This window comes from Rhodococcus sp. MS13, from assembly GCF_013277835.1.
In the GTDB taxonomy this organism is placed as follows: domain Bacteria; phylum Actinomycetota; class Actinomycetes; order Mycobacteriales; family Mycobacteriaceae; genus Rhodococcus_F; species Rhodococcus_F erythropolis.
In genome coordinates, this window is the sequence record NZ_VBTL01000007.1 from 305,612 (window position 1) to 324,128 (window position 18,517).

Sequence of the window (18,517 nt, forward strand, 5' to 3'; positions counted from 1 at the left end):
TCACGAGCCTACCGTCGATTCCGCCGTAGCGCCCTCGGTATCGCGCGCTTGTGAGCGGGAGAGGGCGATCGTGGTCATGATCATGACGGCGACGGCGCACCCGATGAGAGCAATTCCGGGACCGTCGACGCGGAGGCGTTCGTCGAGAACCGTCATCCCCAGGAAGATGGCCGCGATCGGCTCGCCGATCGTCAGGGCGGGTAGTGACGCCGACAGGGGCCCGACCTGGAAAGCACGCTGTTGGAGGTAGACCCCGATTGCGCCCGAGGCGATCAGCGCCCACGTCTGCCATGCCGAAATCACCCCGACGACGCCGTGTCCGAGTAGGTCGGTGACGTACTTGGTGAATGCGACGGCCACGCCGTAGAAGATTCCGGCCGCGGAGCCGAGAAGCAGAGCGCGCCAGCCACCGTCGAGTTTGGACAAGCCGCCGATAGTTGCGACCACGGCCACTGCGACCGTGATCGTCAGGGGCACAGCCCAATCCGACCACGGAGCGTTGCTGTCTCCCTCGGTGGGATCGCCGACTACGAGGAAGATCGCCAAGGAAATCGCGAGCATGATCGCCAACGACCACGCAGAACGGGTGATGCGAATTCCAGAGAACCTGGCCGAAAGTGGCAGCGCGAACAGCAGCGAGGTCACGATCAGCGGCTGCACCACCAACACCGAACCCAACGACAGTGCAACGGCCTGCATGACGTAACCGCCGCCGTCACCGATCAGCCCGGCCCACCACCGAGGACTGCGAATCAACGACGCCACCAACGCCTCGCCCTCCGGAACCGCAGACGCGGCGCGCTGCTGAGCGACGGAGGCACACGCGAAGAGAAGCGCGGCGACGAGTGCGCAGAGAACAGAGATCAGTGGAAGATCACCCATTCCCTCAGTGTGCGCGCTTGCCCGCCCGATTTCCGGCAGACGGCTTTCCTGCGCCGGGTGCTCCGCGACGCGGGGTCAAGCCCTTGGACGCCAGACGCTCCGAACGGGTCGGGACCGGAGTGCCGTCCGCACGGATCTTCTTCACACTCTTCGGATCGGTGACGCGCCGCGAGGAAGCCGCGCGCTTGTCTCCGTCCTTCTTCATCCGGCCTCCGGCAGCGGTCCGGCCTGCAGTGTCGTGTTCCTGACGGCCACGCTTGGCGGTGTGCTTGACGGCGACCGTCGTATCGGGAGCTTCGACCGGTATTCCCGTCGGCTCCATCGCGCCGGTGATGCGCGTGAGCTCCAGATCGTCAGGACGAACCCGCACGCCGTGAACCTTGATACCTGCCTGCTTGGTCAACTTCTCGACCGAATCACGTTCTTCGTCGGTGACGATGGTGACGACGACGCCCGATTCCCCGGCGCGTGCCGTCCGGCCGGCCCGGTGCAGGTAGTCCTTCGCCTCCGCCGGGGGATCGACGTGAACGACGAGCGTCACGTCGTCGACATGGATTCCGCGCGCGGCGACATCGGTGGCGACCAGGACCGGTGTCGTCCCGTCGGAGAACGACGCGAGGGTCTTGGTCCGGTTGTTCTGCGTCTTGCCGCCGTGCAGGGCGCCGGCCGAGACACCGATCAAATGTAGTTGCTGCGCAAGACGATCCACACCGTGCTTGGTCTTGACGAACATGATGGTCCGCCCCGCCCGTGAACCGATATGTGCGACAACGGATCTCTTGTCGTCGCGGTCGACGAAGAGCAGGTGATGCTCCATGGTCGAGACGGTGGCAACCGGGGGAGCAGTCGAGTGCGACGCCGGATTGCGCAGGTAACCCGCGACCAGATCGTCGACCTTGCCGTCGAGTGTTGCCGAGAAGAGAAGGCGCTGACCGTCTTTCGGTGTCGTGTCGAGAATCTTCGCAACCTCGTCGATGAAACCCATGTCTGCCATGTGGTCGGCTTCGTCGATGGTCGTGATCACGACGTCGTCGAGAATCACCGACTTCTGCTCGAGTAGGTCGAGTAGGCGCCCTGGGGTCGCGATCAGCAGATCGACGCCGCGTGCAAGGATGTCGGCCTGACGCTTGATCGGAACGCCACCGACCGCATTTGCCACACGCAAACCGATCTCGGTAGCAGCGTCGTCGAGTGCCTTGTGGATCTGGATCGCCAGCTCACGGGTGGGAGCGAGCACCAAACCGCGCGGACGATTCCGCTTGCTCGCCCCGCCCTTGAGGCGCACCAGCATCGGAAGCCCGAAGGCCAGAGTCTTTCCGGAACCCGTCGCGCCGCGCCCGAGGACATCGCGGCCGGCAAGGACATCGGGGATGGTTGCCGACTGAATGGGGAAGGGGGCATCGATGCCGCTTCGGCGCAACGCGTGCACCATCACGGCGGGGATTCCGAGGTCGACGAACGAACGCCCTTCGGTCGAGGTGGGCGAGTCGATCGTCGATTCCTGCATTTGTCCAGGCTACCGGGTATCGGTAGACGCAGATGACCGCATCTACCGATACCCGCTGTGAATCAGGCCTCGATTTCGCTGCGGTCACCGCTCCACAGTGTGTGGAACTTGCCCGGCTTGTCGATGCGCTCGTAGGTGTGCGCGCCGAAGAAGTCGCGCTGCCCCTGAGTCAGGGCGGCCGGCAGACGCTCCGCGCGGAGACCGTCGTAGTACGAGAGCGAAGACGCGAACGCCGGTACCGGAATGCCGAGCATCGTCGCGGTGGCGACCACACGGCGCCAGCTGTCGATGCCTGCCTCGATGGCCTCACGGAAGTACGGCGCCAGAATCAAGCTCGGCAGGCTCGGATCCGCGTCGAACGCGTCCTTGATGCGGTTGAGGAACTGCGCACGGATGATGCAGCCACCGCGCCAGATCGTCGCCAGGTCGGCAGGCTTGAGGTTCCAGTCGTACTCGGCGCTGCCGGCAGCGATCTGATCGAAGCCCTGCGCGTACGCCACGATCTTCGACGCGTACAGCGCGGCCTGGATGTCGGCGGCGAACTGCTCGGCGTCAGCAGGCTTGTCGCCGAGAGAGCCGGCGGCCAGACCCTGCGCCTGAGCTGCGGCGCGCTGATTGCGGCTACCGGACAGTGCGCGAGCGAAAACGGCCTCGGCGATACCGGTGACCGGCACGCCCAGATCCAGAGCGGACTTGACCGTCCAGCGGCCCGTGCCCTTCTGCTCGGCAGCGTCGACGATGACGTCGACCAACGGCTTGCCCGTCTCGGCGTCGACCTGGCGGAGCACCTCGGCGGTGATCTCGATCAAGTAGGACTCGAGCGTGCCCTTGTTCCACTCGGTGAAGACGTCTGCGACCTGACCGGCGTCGTAACCGAGTGCGTCGCGGAAGAGGTTGTACGCCTCGCCGATGAGCTGCATGTCGGCGTACTCGATGCCGTTGTGCACCATCTTGACGAAGTGACCGCTGCCGTCGGGGCCGATGTGCGTGCAGCACGGGGTGCCGTCGACGTGAGCGGAGATGGACTCGAGAAGCGGGCCGAGAGCCTCGTAGGACTCCTTCGGGCCGCCGGGCATGATCGACGGACCGTTGAGTGCGCCTTCTTCGCCACCGGAGATACCAGCGCCGACGAAGTGCAGACCGCGGGCGCGGATCGCTGCTTCACGACGGATCGTGTCGGTGTAGAGCGAGTTGCCACCGTCGATGATGATGTCGCCGGGCTCCATGGCGTTCGCGAGCTCTTCGATCACGGCGTCGGTCGGGGCACCGGCCTTGACCATGATCAGGACGCGTCGCGGCTTCTGCAGTGCGGCAACAAACTCCTCGACGGTCTCGGTGCGCACGAAATCGCCCTCGGAACCATGCTCGGCGATCAGGGCATCGGTCTTCGCGATGCTGCGGTTGTGCAGGGCAACGGTGTGACCGTGGCGGGCGAAATTGCGGGCAATATTCGAACCCATGACGGCCAGGCCGGTGACGCCGATCTGAGCTCGGGGTGATTCGGTGCTAGTGGTTGACATACTTACAGCTTTCCCTCTCGGTCCGCGGCTGTGAAATCCTGCGCTGTGCGCAGCCGAAAACGGTGCGGCCGCGACGCGCGTGAACATTCAGACCGTGCATACAAAACACGGATGCAGATCACTTTAATTGCAGTGACCTGCATCCGTCTCGATACAGCTTCCGGCACAGCCGGAAGGTTCTCAGTGTTCAGTTGTCGAGCCGCAGCTCAGCGCAGGTATTACCGCTGTTCGCGCTTCGGGCCGTCGAATCCGTCATAGCTACGACGGTCGGTGCGGCTGCGGAAGCCGCCACCGCTGGTCGAGGCTGCACGGTTGTCGCCGCCGTCGCGGTTGCCCTGGTATCCACCGGAAGTGCGGTTGCCCTGGTATCCGGTCGAGGGGCGGCTGTCGCGGTTGCCCTGGTAACCACCGCTGGAGCGATCACCCTGGTATCCACCGGAAGAGCGGTTGCCCTGGTATCCGCCGCGGCTCTCGCCGTCACGGTTGCCCTGGTATCCACCCGAAGAGCGGTTGCCCTGGTAACCCGTCGACGGGCGGCTGTCGCGGTCTCCGTAGGACGGACGGCTGTCGCGGTTGCCCTGGTAACCACCGCTGGAGCGATCACCCTGGTATCCACCGGAAGAGCGGTTGCCCTGGTATCCGCCACGGCTCTCGCCGTCGCGGCTTCCCTGGTATCCACCGGAAGAGCGGTTGCCCTGGTATCCGGTCGAGGGGCGGCTGTCGCGGTTGCCCTGGTAACCACCACTGGAGCGATCACCCTGGTATCCGCCGCGGCTCTCGCCGTCACGGTTGCCCTGGTATCCACCCGAAGAGCGGTTGCCCTGGTAGCCGCCGGAAGAGCGGTTGCCCTGGTAGCCGCCACGGCTTCCGCCACGATCACCGAAGGAACGCTCGCCACGAGAAGAGCTCTCGCGCAAGGGTTCTCCGGTCGGCTTCTTGGCGCCGGTGATGCGAGCAAGTTCAGCAGAACCCGGGGTGACGGCAACGGCTGCGGCATTGACGCCGGCCATTCCGGTCAGACGCTTGAACTGACGCTTCTGGTTGGGCAGCACGATGGCGACAACGGTGCCCTTCTCGCCGGCGCGAGCGGTACGACCAGCGCGGTGCAAGTAGTCCTTGTGGTCGGCCGGGGGATCGACGTGAACGACGAGGTCGATGCCGTCGACGTGGATACCGCGCGCTGCAACGTCCGTTGCGACGAGGACCGGGGTGCGGCCGTTCTTGAAACGCTCGAGGACGCGGGTGCGCTGGTTCTGTGCCTTGCCGCCGTGAAGCGACTCGGCAGCGATGCCGACTGCGCGGAGGCGATCGGTGATTCCCTCGCAACCGAGCTTGGTGCGGGCGAACATGATGGTGCGTCCGTCGCGGGCACCGATCTCGGCGAGGACGGAATCCTTCTGCCCACGATCGACGAGGAGGACGTAGTGCTCCATCGTGTCGACGCTTGCGCGGCCGTCTTCGGTGGAGTGGGTGACGTGGTTGGCCAGGAACTGACGAACCAGCGACTGGACCTCACGGTCGAGGGTTGCCGAGAACAGCAGACGCTGTCCGTCTGCGGGGGTCTCGCCGAGGATCGAGCGAACCTCGGGCAGGAAGCCCATGTCCGCCATCTGATCGGCTTCGTCGAGTGCGGTGATTTCCACCGAGTCGAGGATGCAGGTGCCCTGACGCAGGTGATCGCCCAGGCGACCCGGCGTTGCGACGAGGACGTCTACGCCGCGGCGAAGCTGATCGACCTGCTTGGCGAACGGCGTTCCACCGACAGCGGGACGAACCGTGAGTCCGAGTGCGCCGGCGTAGGAGTTGAGGGAGTCGACCACCTGGAAAGCAAGCTCACGGGTGGGGACGAGCACGAGTGCGCGGGGACGCTTGGCGGCCGGGCGATCTTCGTGGCGTGAGAGGCGGGTCAGCATCGGCAGGCCGAAGGCGAGGGTCTTACCCGATCCGGTCTGTGCGCGGCCGAGAACATTGGTTCCGGCGAGCGCGTCCGGGATGGACTGCGCCTGGATGGGGGACGGGACGGTGATGGAGTTGCGCGCCAATGCGGCAACAAGCTGCTCGGGCAGGCCGATCTCGGCGAAGGTGATACCCGGCTCGGTTGCGACTGCTTCTTCGGCAGCGGGGGTGTTGACGGTGGGGTCTTCGATGTTCTCGGAAGACGACATTTGGACAGCGTTGGTCACGCGGAAACCTCTCCGGACTACGGGCACGTCGCGGAGCGGAAGAAGCCATGCTGAAATACACGACACAGTTCGCAAAGGGACGAGCCAGGGCACATGTCACCTGGCAATCCGAACGCATACTGCGGGGAATTGGGCTGTGTGCCGTTATATGTTGACGGACCACGATGGTGGCCGTGGTCCACTCTACGCCACCGGGGACACCGAAGTCAGGTAGCCCCGCCTGTGACCTGCACTACTACACGGGGTTGCGCAGGTCAAGACTCAGTATGCGTTGAAAAGCAGTCGAAGTTCGGTGAGCCAGGGCACAGCCACCGCAACCGTGGGAACCACGAGAATCGCGACCGCCCCGAGATACGCAAAAACTGCGATGCGGGGATCTGCATCGTCGGCCGAGAGGCGCTGCACTCGGATGAGCGTCGACGGGCCGCCCGCTGCCATCGCTCCGCGGGGTGCCGTCGATCCGGCACACGCGACAAGTGCCCGCGCGAGGGGAGTGGGACCGGTAGCCCGCACAGCTGAATCGTCGGCGAGCAACTCCACCAGCAGTTGTACCGATCCCAGAGCCGACTTGCTACGGACGAAACGGGGGAAGGCGTGGTTGACGGCCGTGAAAGCCTCGAGGACCAGATCGTGACGAGCTCGCAGGTGTGAACGCTCGTGCGTCAGGATTGCTTTGACCTCGGCATGATCGAGGTTCTGCAGAGTGCCTTGGCTGAGAACCACGCGTTGGCGCAGACCTGGCAGGCAGTATGCGATCGGTTCGTCCACGTCCAGCACCCGCAGATCGGGTGTGCGTTCCACCGACGCGGGCATGGCGCAGTCGTCGAGAAGGTCCACCAACACGCGGTGACGTGCACGGCGACGTCGGGTTCTCACAGCGACCTGGATTATCGAGAAGATCAGCTTCGCGCCGATCAGGAGCGTCAGGGCAAAAACAACCACGTACAGAATCCACAGCGGGAGCCCGAGTGCATCGATTTCGGCGGTCGGGGCCGTCGTCGGCCTACCGTCAGCGCCGGGAACGAGCAGCTGGCTGGCAATGGCCAGGCCCGAGCTGAATGCCGACAGCACCGCAGCAATTGCGACGGCTTGCCACAGAACCAACGCCGCGCGTGGAGCGCGGTAAGGCCACGTGGAGCGGCTCAGGAGTGCGGGAACCGGACCGGCCAGCAACAAGGCAAGCAGTCCGAAAACCAGTGCAGTAGTGGCGTTCATGTCCTACACATCATGCACGACGAAATCAGTTCGGCCTAGAAATTCCGGGCTGCGCAGCCTTTTTCGCGGACTCGCGCACCTCGAGGGCAGCGAGCGCTTCGCGGAGAGCATCGGCTTCGTCAGCATTGACCTGTCCCACGAAGTGGACGAGTGCCGCAGCGCGACCGCCGGACTCCGGGGCCTGGGCCAGCGCGTCGACCATCAGGCTCGCGACCAGTTCTTCGCGCTTGTTGACGGGAAGATAGCGATGGGCGCGATCGTCACGCTGCTGAATCACCAGATGCTTCTTCGCCAGGCGCTGCAGAACGGTCATTACCGTCGTGTACGCCAATTCGCGATGCGTCGCGAGTGCTTCATGCACCTGTCGCACAGTTTGCGGTTCCGATGTGGACCACAAATGATCCATCACCGCGCGTTCGAGTTCACCTAGACCTGCCATTCTTCGATTCTACGGACTTCCACGACGAAATACGTACTACTGGTAGTAGTAACCGCCTCGGTGGGGGTGTGGTATTGGCCATAGTGATCTGCGTGACGGTTACGGTGGTGTGAGACGACCAAAGTCCCGACAATGACGATGCCCGATAATTGCAAGCCAACAGTCGATCCGCAGAAAGTAGCCGCACGTAGATGACGATCGACAGTTCGCCGGGCACCGAAGAATCGACATCACGGGCGCGGGTAGTCACGCAGAAAGCTGCCGGCTTCATCCGTTTCGGCATTCGCGACGCACCCTTGACGGTCGTCCTACTTCTCACTATGTGGATACTGGGCGCCGCAACCGGCAGCCTCGTTCACGGACCGTCCCGCGATCTCGAGCACACGATCGGTGCGGGAATGGGCTCGATCCAGCACGGACATGTCTGGATTCCACTGAGCTCCGCGCTGTGGGCAGGAAACCTGCTCGGGTACATCGGCGCGAGCGTTCTCCTGATTGCGGTCGCTGCACCTCTCGAACGGCGGATGGGAACGATCAAGCTGGCGATCGCCGGCGCAAGCACTCAAATCTTGGGAGTTCTGCTCGGGCTCGGCTGGGCATCCTTCGTGAAAGTGTTCGACTCCAATTGGGGGTTCCGCCTCCATGTCGGCTCCGCTGTCGGCGCGAGCGCGTGGATCGTCGGCGCCGCGATGGCCGCCAGCTCGAACATGGGGACATTGTGGCGTCGCCGCATCCGCGTCGGAACCCTGGCTTTGGCCATCACCTTGGCCTTGTTCAGTGGTCAGCTGCAAGATGTCATCCGATTTTTTGCCGCTGTGGTGGGTTTGGTGATCGGACAGTGGATCGTCGGACGATCGGCTCGCGGTGGACGCATCGCCGGGACACAGCGAGAGGGCCGTGTCCTGGTCGCCATCGTCGTCGCGGCAAGTGCGATCGGCCCGATGATCGCCGCGCTGTCCCCACAGGCGGTTGGCCCACTCGCCGTACTCCGCGATCTCTTCCGTGGTGTTCCCTGGACCGTCGCAGAAGTACGTGAGCTGTGCGCCGAATCCGCGTCGGATCCGGACTGCCGACGCGGCCTCCTCGAGCTGAGACTCTCGGGGATCGGGCCGACTCTGCTCTCGTTGATGCCGTCGATTTTTGTGCTGGTGTTGAGCGATGGGCTCCGTCGTGGCCGCAGATTCGCCTGGATTGCGACTGTCTGTGCTCAGGTCGTCTTACTCGTCCTCTCGATCGGGAACTTCGTCATCAGGTTCGTCGACGCCGTCGACAGTGACAGCTTGTTCTACGGAATCAGCGATCCGAACGTGTACCGAACTCTGGTGCCGTTCCTGACACCGCTCTTCGTGCTGATCCTGCTGATCGCCACACGTCGATACTTCGACGTCGCGGCCCCGGCCAAGACGTACCGACGTCTCGGTGCTGCGATCGTGGCCTTGCTCGCGGTCCTCGCCGTGATCTACGTCGGCGGCGGAATGCTCGCCAGGCACGGGTTCGACCGCGAGCCCACGGTCACGATGCTGCTCGCGGACTTCCCACAGCGCCTTGTACCGCCGGTGTACCTGCAGTTGATCGACCCGCGCCTGCTTCCCGTGGACATCGAGTCGACGTTGCTCTTCGAGTGGACCGGCGTCGTGTTCTGGGGCGTTGCCGCCGTGTTGGTATTCGTGAGTTTCCTCAAGCCGGTCAAGACCGCCGATCCCAAAGCCGCCGAACGAGCGCGATCCATGTTGATCGCCGGTACCGGCAGCCCGTTGTCGTGGATGACGACGTGGAAGGGGAACACCTACTGGTTCAGCGCGGACGGTTCGAGTTACGTCGCGTATCGCGTCATCGCCGGCGTTGCTCTCACCACCGGTGATCCGGTCGGTCCTCCAGATCGCATGCGCGCGGCGATCGAGGGGTTCGCCGAGTTCGCGTCGTCGAACGGTTGGATTCCCTGCTTCTATTCCGTGACCGACGACGCCCGAACCATCACCGATTCGATGGGCTGGAGCGGTCTACAGGTCGCCGAGGAAACCGTGCTCGACCTGGGACAAGTCGCGTTCACAGGAAAGCGGTTCCAGGACGTGCGCACAGCACTGAACCGGGCGAAGAAGTCCGGTATCACCGCCGAGTGGATTTCCTTCCCTCATGCACCTCTCGCGATCAAGGATCAGATAGTCGCGATCTCGGAGGAGTGGGTAGCGGACAAGGGGATGCCCGAGATGGGATTCACCCTCGGCGGACTCGACGAGGTCGACGACGAACAAGTGCGATGCCTGATCGCGGTCGACGAGGATCGCACCGTGCACGGTGTCACGTCGTGGCTACCGGTGTACCGGGACGGCAAAGTCGTCGGGTGGACACTCGACTTCATGAGGCGACGCTCCGAAGGGTTCCGTCCCGCGATGGAGTTCCTCATCGCTTCCGCTGCACTGAAATTGGAGGAGGAGGAGGGCGTCGAGTTCCTCAGTCTGTCCGGTGCACCGCTGGCAACAATCGCCGGTGACTCCGAGAGGAATGCGAACGAACCGGAGGCCACGACTTTCTCGGCGATGATGGACAGCGTGCTCGACCTACTCGGTCGCACCCTTGAACCGGTGTACGGATTTCGATCGCTGCTGGCCTTCAAATCGAAGTTCCAGCCGCGGTACGTGCCGATGCACATGACATTCGCCGATCCAGCCGCGTTGCCGAGCATCGGCAACGCGGTCGGACGGGCATACCTGCCGACCGTGACGATCGGTCAGGGATTCAAACTCGTTCGGACGATTCTGGGTCGCTGATTCGCGATCGTCACGCAGGCTTTGCCGGCCCGCCGACGGCACCGAACACGTGCCGGGTTCCGATCGGAACGATCAGCGGCCGATCCGAGACGGGATCGTCGATGACCGCAGCTTCGAGACCGAACACCTCGAGCAGAAGTTCCGCGGAAATGATGTCCTTGGGGACACCAGAAGCGACGACGGCGCCGTCGCGCATCACGATCAGATGATCGCTGTATCTGACCGCGAGATTGAGGTCGTGCAGAACCATCACCACGGTGCGCCCCATTTCCTCGTGGAGTTGATCCACCAGGTCGAGGACTTCCATCGAGTGCGCGAGGTCCAGATAGGTAGTCGGTTCGTCGAGAAGCAGGATGTCGGTTCCCTGGGCGAGAGCCATCGAGATCCAGGCTCGCTGACGCTGACCGCCGGACAATTGATCGACGGGCCGATCGGCGAGATCCGAGACACCGGTCAGCTCGAGCGCTTCGGCGACCTCGCCCTCGTCGTCCGCGGACCACTGCCTGATCCACGACTGGTGCGGGTGGCGCCCACGTGAGACCAAATCGGCGACGGTGAGCCCTTCCGGCGCAACCGGAGTCTGGGGGAGCATTCCGAGCACCCGCGCGACTTCCTTGGTCTTCATCGAACTGATCGCCTTGCCGTCGAGGATGACCGATCCACCCTTTGGCTTGAGCAGACGACCGAGCGCGCGCAAGAGCGTCGACTTGCCGCAACCGTTGGGTCCGATGACCGTCGTGATCACGCCGGTGGGGATCTCGAGATCGAGTCCGTCGACGATGATGCGATCCCCGTACCCGAGCGTCAGATTCTGCGCGACGAGACGCGAAGGAGCATCGGTGGACTGGGCGATGGTGGTCATGCTGTGACCTTCCGATTGTTACGAACCAACAGGTAGAGCAGGAACGGGCCGCCCAGTGCGGAAGTCACGATTCCGACGGGGAGTTCCACAGGCAGAATTGTTCGAGCGATGACGTCGCTGCCTACCACCAGTACAGCACCGGTCAGCGCGGAAGCCACGATGGGCGGGCCGGCGGAGCGCACCAGACGCATGGCGACCTGTGGCGCAGCCAGGGCGACAAAGCCGACCGGACCTGCTGCTGCGGTCGCGATGGCGGCCAGTGCCACGGCGGAAAGCAACAACTTGGCCTGTGATGATTGCAAGCGAACACCGAGTGAGGTTGCGTTGTCGTCGCCCAACCGCAGCGCTCCCATGGTGAACGATGCGATCACCGCGTAGCCGCCGACTACTGCGACGGCGATTGCGACCGGCCACATCTGATTCCAGGTGGCACCGTTGAGTGAACCGTTGAGCCACACCTGTGCGCGAGAAGCGTCGTTGATGTCCGCCGAGATGAGGAGCCATCCCGTCGCTGCCACCAGCATGGCGTTGATGCCGATACCGATCAGGATGAGGCGGAACCCCTCGACGCCCTTGCGCCACGCCAAGGCGTAGATCACCACTGCTGTCAGTAGGCCGCCGCAGAGCGCAGCCAACGGAATCCCCAGTGTGGCAAGCAGTCCCACGAACGAGCCACCCCCGCCGAGTACGATGAGTGCCACTGCGGCGGCACTCGATCCAGCCGTGATTCCGAGGATGTCGGGGCTGGCGAGGGCATTGCGCGCAATCGTCTGGGTGACCGCACCGGCAATGCCGAGTGCCATACCGATGAAGAGCGCGGTGAGCGACCGAGGAAGTCGAAGGTCGAAGACGATCAGGTTCTGTGTCTTGCTGCCATTGCCGAGCAGGACCGAAATGACATCGGGGATCGAGATCGGATAGTCGCCCCGCCCGATGTTGATGCAAAGCAGAAGGAACAGCGCAACTGCGAGGGCAATGCTCACCGACACCGCGAGTGGGCGGTAGACCAGCGAGAATCCACCGAGGCGGATCGACTTACGTGAGGGGACGGTCCGGGGGAGTACCCGGAGTTCCTGCTTGAGCGTCACAGACTTGCCAACTTCCTGCGGCGTACGAGAGCGATGAAGAACGGAGCGCCGAACAGGGCCAAGATGATGCCGACCTGCAACTCACCAGGGCGCACGACCACGCGACCGATGATGTCCGCGGTGATCAACATGACCGCGCCGAGTAAGCCCGCGTACGGGACCAGCCAGCGGTAGTCGGGTCCGGTGATGGCCCGGGCTACGTGAGGGACCACCAAACCGATGAACGCGATCGGACCACACGCCGCGGTGGCGGCGCCGGTCAGCAGGGTGATCGCGACGATGCCGAGTGTGCGACTGAACGCGATGTTCGTTCCCAAGGCTTTTGCGACGTCTTCACCCAAGCTGAGGACGTTGAGCCCCGGCGTACTTGCCAAGGCGATGACCAATCCGAGTATCAGGAAAGGCAGGACCTGCCAGAGGACGTCGAACCCGCGACCGGACACCGACCCGACAACCCAGAAACGGTAGGCGTCCAGGCTCGTCTGGTCGAGGATTATCACGGCGTTGGTCATGGCTTGCAGGAAGAACGCGACGGCTGCGCCCGCCAGAGCCAGACTCAGAGGACTTGCGCCGCCGTTTCCGATGGAAGACAAGCCGAAAACGACGATGCTGGCGACGAAGGATCCTGCGAACGCGAACCAGAGGTACTGACTCGGCGCCGTAAAGCCGAAGAGGTAGATCGCCATGACCACGAAGAACGCCGCGCCTGCGTTGAGGCCGAGTAGACCGGCATCCGCCAACGGGTTGCGCGTGTGTCCCTGAATCAAGGCACCGGCGATACCGAGTGCAATTCCGACAACAAGACCCAAAATCGTTCGTGGGGCGCGCAACGTCCGCACGATGATGTCCGTTTGAGTTCCGTCCGAATTGAAGAGCGCGTGGAAGATCTCGGCGAACGTCAGTGGACGAGCACCCACCGCGATACTCGCGAGCATCACAAGCGCGAGCAGCACGGTGAGGACCGCGAGTCCGATCAGGCGGCGCCGGCGAGTTGCACCGACGCTGTTGTCGCGTGCGAGTTCTTCGAAGCCCTCGTCGCGGGCCGTGCTTTCTCGGACCACCTCGATGCCGCTTCGGTCGAACGGTCTGCGCAGAGCCCGGCGGACACCGATGGGCTGTTTGGTGGTCGCGTCACGCGTGACCAGGCCAACCCATCCCTTCCCCGAGGTCCGACCGGTTGCCCCCTCACGGAATCCGAGGTTCCACACAAGGAGACCGACGGCGATGGCTATTGCTGTCCCGCCGAAGACTGCTCGATCGGCCTCGCCGCCACCGTTGTCGTCACGGAGCGACTGGACGATGTACCAGCCGACGATCAACGGAAGTAGGAACACCGCCGCGTCGAAAAGTCCAGCCAGGACACGCATTCGGACAGGAGCGGGGCCGCGCGGCACGATGCGCCGTCCGTACGTCTCGCTGGGTCCTCGGGGATGTCCGTTCCCGAGAGATTTGATCATCGTCACTGGCGGTTCGAGCTCCTGGTCTTGGTGCGCAGGGAATTCGCATCTTAGGTTACGGAACCCTATGCGGGTGCGCTTCCTGCGGGGGACGTTCCTGTGAATATGCGGTGCCCAGCGTCACAGTTCTTTACTCTTGAATTATGGTGAGGCTAACCTACATTAAGAACCACAAGACAACTTCGGCCGATTGGAGTGCACGGTGACCATCACCTTGACCACCCAGCATGCGGATGTTCGTGAATTCGAACTCCGGTCGAACGCATTGAGCCGCACCAGCGTTCGCCTACGAGCACTCAACCCTGACTATCCGCGCGTCTACGCGGTTGCCGCCATGGCGGGCGAAGGTAAACGGCGTTGGTGGCAACTGAGCGAGGGCCTGTGCGGGGATCGGGTGCATCAGATGTTCGCCCGTTCACTTCAAGATCTCGACAGCGCCGAAGCTGCGGCGATCCAGGTTGCCACGTCACTTATTCATGCCGTGGTCGGCAGGGTGGCCGCGTCGATCGTCTCCGAGGGGTCCGCATGGGACCCGGGGCTCGAGAACCTGTTCATCCACATGGACAGCGACGGCGGGATCGACTGGGCCGGCGTGGTCGACGAAACGCTGCGCGTTGCGCCCAACGGACGGGAGTCCGGCAGTGACGGCGTCGTCGACATGCCGTGTGAAGAAGCGCTCCTTGTCTGGACCGCGCACCGTTGCCTGACTTCACTCCGAGCCATTTATGACGCCGTCGCCAGGTGTGCGCCCGTCGACCAGTTCAGATTCTGGGGCCTGGTAGGGGAGTCGATCCTGGGTGCAGCGGCCTACGTCCCCATCTTGGCCGGTGAGGGCGAATCGGCCGCTCAGCGTCGAGGGCAGGGACTGCTGGACGCCTTTGTCGCCGCCGGGCTGCCGGTTCGTGCGCGCCGCAAGGTCTCGCTACGCCCTCGTTGGAACCAGTTCGACGAAGGGCTTGCTAAATTAGGTCAGCCTTGCCTATGATTGTGGAAGAACTCGCAGAGAGCTACACGACGCGAGAGTGACGAAACTGCCGGACCGCGCCGGAGTCCTGAGGGCTGCAGAGACTCCCGGTCCTTCCCACGGCGGGTTTCCCATCGAATGATGGGAAACCCGCCGGTTCTTTTTCCAGACCTGATTCCAAGCTCGAGTTACCTCTCGTGTAATCAGGTAGGGAGTGGCAGCCACACCGGCGCCAGAGAATCACAGATGGAGATGGCATGGTCGACACTGCTGAGACCGCAGAGATGATGAAACGGCTCGGGACGGGCTTCGACGCCACCATCGGCCTGGAATACACCGAACTGAGCCCAGACCGTGTGAGGGCGAAATGGACGGTCAAGCCCACGCTGCACCAGCCCGCCGGGATACAGCACGGGGGTGTGTACTGCTCGGTGGTGGAGTCTCTCGCCAGCGTCGGCGGCACCGTGTGGCTGGGCGAGCGAGGACACGTAGTCGGAGTCAACAACAACACCGACTTCCTGCGCGCAACGCGGGAGGGCACTCTCACCGCTGAAGCCACCCCGATTCATCGCGGACGCACCCAGCAACTCTGGGAAGTTCGCATCACCGACGAGAACGGCCGACTCGTTTCCAAGGGACAGGTTCGCCTCGCGAACATCACCGAGGTGGCGAAGATCGGAAACTGACCACGCGGCAGTCGATCGAATAACGAAGGGCGGCTGTGGAGTTGAACTCCACAGCCGCCCTTCGCTATTCGCCCAGGTACTGATCGATCAGCCGGCGGCCTTCTGCTGCTTGCCGGCAGCCTTCTTGGCTTCGCCATTCGAAGTGCTGCCGGACTCCGTCGCTTCCTTGTTCTTCTTCTCCAACTCGCCCATCGCGTTTCGCGCGAAGACCTGCTGCTCGGTGGACGCCATCTGAGCACGGCCACGCCCGAAGAACGTCACTGCCCACGACAAGAGCGTCGAGGCGCGTGAACGGAATCCGACGAGGTACAGGAGGTGAATTGCCAACCAGGCAACCCACCCGATGAAGCCGCTGATCTCGAGCTTGCCCACCTTGGCTACCGCGCTGAAGCGCGAGATCGTCGCCATACTGCCCTTGTCGAAGTACTTGAACGGAACTCGTTCCGACGGGGACTTTCCATCCAGTGACGCTTTGATCTGCTTGGCCGCATACTTGCCGCCCTGCATGGCAACCTGAGCCAGTCCGGGAAGCTTGTCGAGCGACATCATGTCGCCGATGACAAAGACGTTGGGGTGTCCGGGAAGCGACAGGTCAGGATTAACCATCACTCGGCCGGCGCGGTCGGTTTCTCCGCCGCTTTGCTCTGCAAGCTGCTTGCCGAGAGGGCTGGCCTGCACGCCGGCGGACCAGACCTTGCACTGCGACTCGATGCGGCGAAGAGTGCCGTCCTTTTCCTTGATGATCAGACCGTCGTTGTCGACGTCGGTGACCATTGCGTCGAGCTGGATCTCGACGCCGAGCTTCTCGAGCGTCTCGGCAGCCTTGCGGCTGAGCTTCCCGCCGTACACGGGCAACACGGCAGGGGCGCCGTCGAGGAGCACGACGCGCGCTTCACGAGGATCGATCTTGCGGAAGGCGCCGTCCAGCGTTCGACGGGAAAGCTCGGCGATCTGCCCGGCCAACTCCACCCCGGTGGGGCCGGCGCCGACCACGACGAAGGTGAGCAAGCGCGCGCGCTCGGCGGGATCGTCCGACAGTTCGGCCTGTTCGAAGGCCCCGAGGATTCGTCCGCGCAGTTCGAGGGCGTCGTCGATCGTTTTCATTCCGGGGGCGAACTCCGCGAACTGATCGTTGCCGAAGTACGACTGACCGGCACCTGCTGCCACGATCAGACTGTCGAACGGCGTAACCGTGACGCGTTCGAGCAGACGCGAGGTCACGGTCTGATTCTCGAGATCAATGGTCTCGACCTCACCGAGCAACACCTGGGCGTTCTTCTGCTTGCGCAGCACCAGTCTCGTGGCGGGAGCGATGTCACCGACCGAGAGGATGCCGGTCGCAACCTGATAGAGGAGCGGCTGAAACAGATGGTGGGTTGTACGCGCGATCATCGTGATGTCGGCATCGGCTTTTTTGAGAGCCTGAGTGCCGAACAATCCTCCGAAGCCGGAACCGATCACCACTACGCGGTGGCGGTGCGGTTCAACCGACTGGATGCTCATTCCGTACTCCTCGAGTTCTAGGCGACAGTCCTACGGTAGTCCCACCGCGGCCGAGCTTCTCTGCGAGCAGTCCGACGCGCGCCGGTGTGTCCGAATCGATCAAGCAGCCTCCGGCGGCGATCACCCCGAGACGCGTGTGATCGTCGCGCCGGGGGTGTTCACCACTTTGTCGAGGTGTCAGCTACTGGCGGACCGACAAAATGAACAGTGCGATGCACCCGCCGACGAAAACCAGGATCGACAGAGCCACCGAGGCATACCCGACACCCACTCCAATTGCTGCCCAGTCCATGTGCCCAACCTCTCTTACGGTGCGATCCGGGATTCAGATCACATCTGCCTGAAGACATCACACCCTATTTGTCCCCACTTCCGAAACCCGGCACGCCCAACCATTGACATGCAAGCAAATGCTTGCATATCGTGAAGTTGTGAACGACCGGATGAATGCAGCCTTCAAAGCACTTGCCGATCCCACGCGAAGACTTCTGCTGGACCGCCTGTTCGTAGCCAACGGGCAGTCGCTCGGTGAGCTGTGCGAGAGCCTCGAGATGAGTCGCCAAGCTGTCACGCAACACCTCACGGCGCTCGAGGATGCAAATCTGATCAGCACGGTACGGCAGGGGAGAACGAAACTTCACTATCTCAATCCCGTTGCGCTCGAGGAGATTCGAGAGCGATGGATCAACAAGTTCGAGGTACCGCGCCTGCATGCGCTCAGTGCCGTCAAAAAACTCGCGGAGGAAGCCATGACCGACAAGCCCAGTTTTGTATATGTCACCTACATCGCCAGTACGGCCGAGAACGTCTGGAAAGCACTCACGGACGCGGGGGCCACTGCAGAGTATTGGGGACACAGCAACGTCTCCGACTGGCAGCCGGGATCGACGTGGGAGCACCGCCGGATCGACGGTTCGAACATCGCGGATGTAGTCGGCACCGTAGTCGAAAGCAGCCCACCGTCGAGGTTGGTCACCACCTGGGCTGATCCGAACGGTGAACCGGGCGTCGATATCTCGCGGGTGAGTTTCGACATCGAAGCCTTCGGCGCGATCGTGCGATTGACCGTCAAGCACACCGATTTAGCGGACGAATCGGCTCGCATGGAGGTAGCGGGCGGATGGTCGGCGGTGCTGTCGAATCTGAAGTCCTACCTCGAGACCGGAAATACTCTTCCGGTGGCGCCGTGGGAGATGCCGGTTGGTTGACGGTTGTCGACCGGGACAAACGAGTCCCCTGAACAGGAGGAGATCGCCGTACTTCTGTCCGAACAGTCGGCGCAGTCCGGACTCAAATTCGCATACCCGTCAAATATCGGCGCGTTCAGTCTGTAAAGTTGCCGGAAGGATGCTAGCGTTTTGCCCGACATCGAGTGAGGACGACCTCGTCTCGGACGCATGGGAGAAACGCTATGGGCGGCGACGCTTTTCAGAATGTTCCGGT

The 18,517-nt window shown here is 63.2% G+C and carries 14 protein-coding genes; 4 read left to right on the forward strand and 10 right to left on the reverse strand.

Going from position 1 to position 18,517, the window contains the following annotated elements:
• From FEZ59_RS15610 to FEZ59_RS15635, 6 genes are all read right to left on the reverse strand, one after another.
• On the reverse strand, positions 1–882 hold the full coding sequence (locus FEZ59_RS15610; RefSeq protein ID WP_020907757.1) for a DMT family transporter: 882 nt from the start codon (positions 880–882) through the stop codon (positions 1–3).
• Between the two features lie 4 nt (positions 883–886).
• The gene (locus FEZ59_RS15615; RefSeq protein WP_020969621.1) at positions 887–2,389 is read right to left on the reverse strand and encodes a DEAD/DEAH box helicase; all 1,503 of its coding nucleotides are present in this window, start codon (positions 2,387–2,389) and stop codon (positions 887–889) included.
• Positions 2,390–2,451: 62 nt separating this feature from the next.
• A complete protein-coding gene (gndA, locus tag FEZ59_RS15620) occupies positions 2,452–3,909 on the reverse strand; it encodes an NADP-dependent phosphogluconate dehydrogenase (RefSeq protein ID WP_007730904.1) in 1,458 nt (485 codons plus the stop codon).
• Between the two features lie 218 nt (positions 3,910–4,127).
• A complete protein-coding gene (locus FEZ59_RS15625) occupies positions 4,128–6,092 on the reverse strand; it encodes a DEAD/DEAH box helicase (protein WP_172932859.1) in 1,965 nt (654 codons plus the stop codon).
• A 261-nt stretch (positions 6,093–6,353) separates the two neighbouring features.
• Complete coding sequence (locus tag FEZ59_RS15630; RefSeq protein WP_003944922.1) at positions 6,354–7,307, reverse strand: M56 family metallopeptidase; 954 nt, start codon at positions 7,305–7,307, stop codon at positions 6,354–6,356.
• Between the two features lie 25 nt (positions 7,308–7,332).
• The gene (locus tag FEZ59_RS15635; protein WP_003944876.1) at positions 7,333–7,746 is read right to left on the reverse strand and encodes a BlaI/MecI/CopY family transcriptional regulator; all 414 of its coding nucleotides are present in this window, start codon (positions 7,744–7,746) and stop codon (positions 7,333–7,335) included.
• Between the two features lie 191 nt (positions 7,747–7,937).
• Between FEZ59_RS15635 and FEZ59_RS15640 the strand changes: the two genes are divergently transcribed.
• On the forward strand, positions 7,938–10,514 hold the full coding sequence (locus FEZ59_RS15640) for a DUF2156 domain-containing protein (RefSeq protein WP_172932860.1): 2,577 nt from the start codon (positions 7,938–7,940) through the stop codon (positions 10,512–10,514).
• 10 nt (positions 10,515–10,524) lie between these two features.
• Here FEZ59_RS15640 and FEZ59_RS15645 read toward each other — a convergent pair whose 3' ends face one another.
• From FEZ59_RS15645 to FEZ59_RS15655, 3 genes are read right to left on the reverse strand one after another with little or no spacing between them, the layout of a single operon-like run.
• Positions 10,525–11,376 carry an ABC transporter ATP-binding protein gene (locus tag FEZ59_RS15645; protein WP_020907760.1) on the reverse strand — a complete coding sequence of 284 codons (852 nt, stop codon included), beginning with the start codon at positions 11,374–11,376 and terminating at the stop codon, positions 10,525–10,527.
• On the reverse strand, positions 11,373–12,464 hold the full coding sequence (locus FEZ59_RS15650; protein WP_019748452.1) for an iron chelate uptake ABC transporter family permease subunit: 1,092 nt from the start codon (positions 12,462–12,464) through the stop codon (positions 11,373–11,375). Before FEZ59_RS15650 ends, FEZ59_RS15645 begins: the two co-directional genes overlap by 4 nt.
• Positions 12,461–13,921 (reverse strand): iron ABC transporter permease, encoded by a 1,461-nt coding sequence (locus tag FEZ59_RS15655; protein WP_019748453.1) that lies wholly within the window; start codon positions 13,919–13,921, stop codon positions 12,461–12,463. Before FEZ59_RS15655 ends, FEZ59_RS15650 begins: the two co-directional genes overlap by 4 nt.
• Before the next feature lie 202 nt (positions 13,922–14,123).
• Between FEZ59_RS15655 and FEZ59_RS15660 the strand changes: the two genes are divergently transcribed.
• Together FEZ59_RS15660 and FEZ59_RS15665 are read left to right on the forward strand one after the other, a co-directional pair.
• A complete protein-coding gene (locus FEZ59_RS15660; protein WP_020907762.1) occupies positions 14,124–14,906 on the forward strand; it encodes a hypothetical protein in 783 nt (260 codons plus the stop codon).
• A 236-nt stretch (positions 14,907–15,142) separates the two neighbouring features.
• A complete protein-coding gene (locus tag FEZ59_RS15665) occupies positions 15,143–15,571 on the forward strand; it encodes a PaaI family thioesterase (RefSeq protein WP_047888169.1) in 429 nt (142 codons plus the stop codon).
• 87 nt (positions 15,572–15,658) lie between these two features.
• Here the strand turns inward: FEZ59_RS15665 and FEZ59_RS15670 are convergent, their stop codons facing one another.
• A complete protein-coding gene (locus tag FEZ59_RS15670; protein WP_019748456.1) occupies positions 15,659–17,074 on the reverse strand; it encodes an NAD(P)/FAD-dependent oxidoreductase in 1,416 nt (471 codons plus the stop codon).
• 410 nt (positions 17,075–17,484) lie between these two features.
• Here FEZ59_RS15670 and FEZ59_RS15675 point away from each other — a divergent pair, with 410 nt between their 5' ends.
• Positions 17,485–18,282, forward strand: a complete 798-nt coding sequence (locus FEZ59_RS15675) for a metalloregulator ArsR/SmtB family transcription factor (RefSeq protein WP_021333468.1) — start codon at positions 17,485–17,487, stop codon at positions 18,280–18,282.
• Positions 18,283–18,517: the final 235 nt, after the last annotated feature.

What these genes read in the sequence shown, in the direction of transcription:
- FEZ59_RS15610 (WP_020907757.1), bottom strand. Translation starts at nt 882, where the DNA reads ATGGGTGATCTTCCACTGATCTCTGTTCTCTGCGCACTCGTCGCCGCG.
- FEZ59_RS15615 (WP_020969621.1), bottom strand. Translation starts at nt 2,389, where the DNA reads ATGCAGGAATCGACGATCGACTCGCCCACCTCGACCGAAGGGCGTTCG.
- gndA (WP_007730904.1), bottom strand. Translation starts at nt 3,909, where the DNA reads ATGTCAACCACTAGCACCGAATCACCCCGAGCTCAGATCGGCGTCACC.
- FEZ59_RS15630 (WP_003944922.1), bottom strand. Translation starts at nt 7,307, where the DNA reads ATGAACGCCACTACTGCACTGGTTTTCGGACTGCTTGCCTTGTTGCTG.
- FEZ59_RS15635 (WP_003944876.1), bottom strand. Translation starts at nt 7,746, where the DNA reads ATGGCAGGTCTAGGTGAACTCGAACGCGCGGTGATGGATCATTTGTGG.
- FEZ59_RS15640 (WP_172932860.1), top strand. Translation starts at nt 7,938, where the DNA reads ATGACGATCGACAGTTCGCCGGGCACCGAAGAATCGACATCACGGGCG.
- FEZ59_RS15645 (WP_020907760.1), bottom strand. Translation starts at nt 11,376, where the DNA reads ATGACCACCATCGCCCAGTCCACCGATGCTCCTTCGCGTCTCGTCGCG.
- FEZ59_RS15655 (WP_019748453.1), bottom strand. Translation starts at nt 13,921, where the DNA reads ATGATCAAATCTCTCGGGAACGGACATCCCCGAGGACCCAGCGAGACG.
- FEZ59_RS15665 (WP_047888169.1), top strand. Translation starts at nt 15,143, where the DNA reads ATGGTCGACACTGCTGAGACCGCAGAGATGATGAAACGGCTCGGGACG.
- FEZ59_RS15670 (WP_019748456.1), bottom strand. Translation starts at nt 17,074, where the DNA reads ATGAGCATCCAGTCGGTTGAACCGCACCGCCACCGCGTAGTGGTGATC.
- FEZ59_RS15675 (WP_021333468.1), top strand. Translation starts at nt 17,485, where the DNA reads ATGCTTGCATATCGTGAAGTTGTGAACGACCGGATGAATGCAGCCTTC.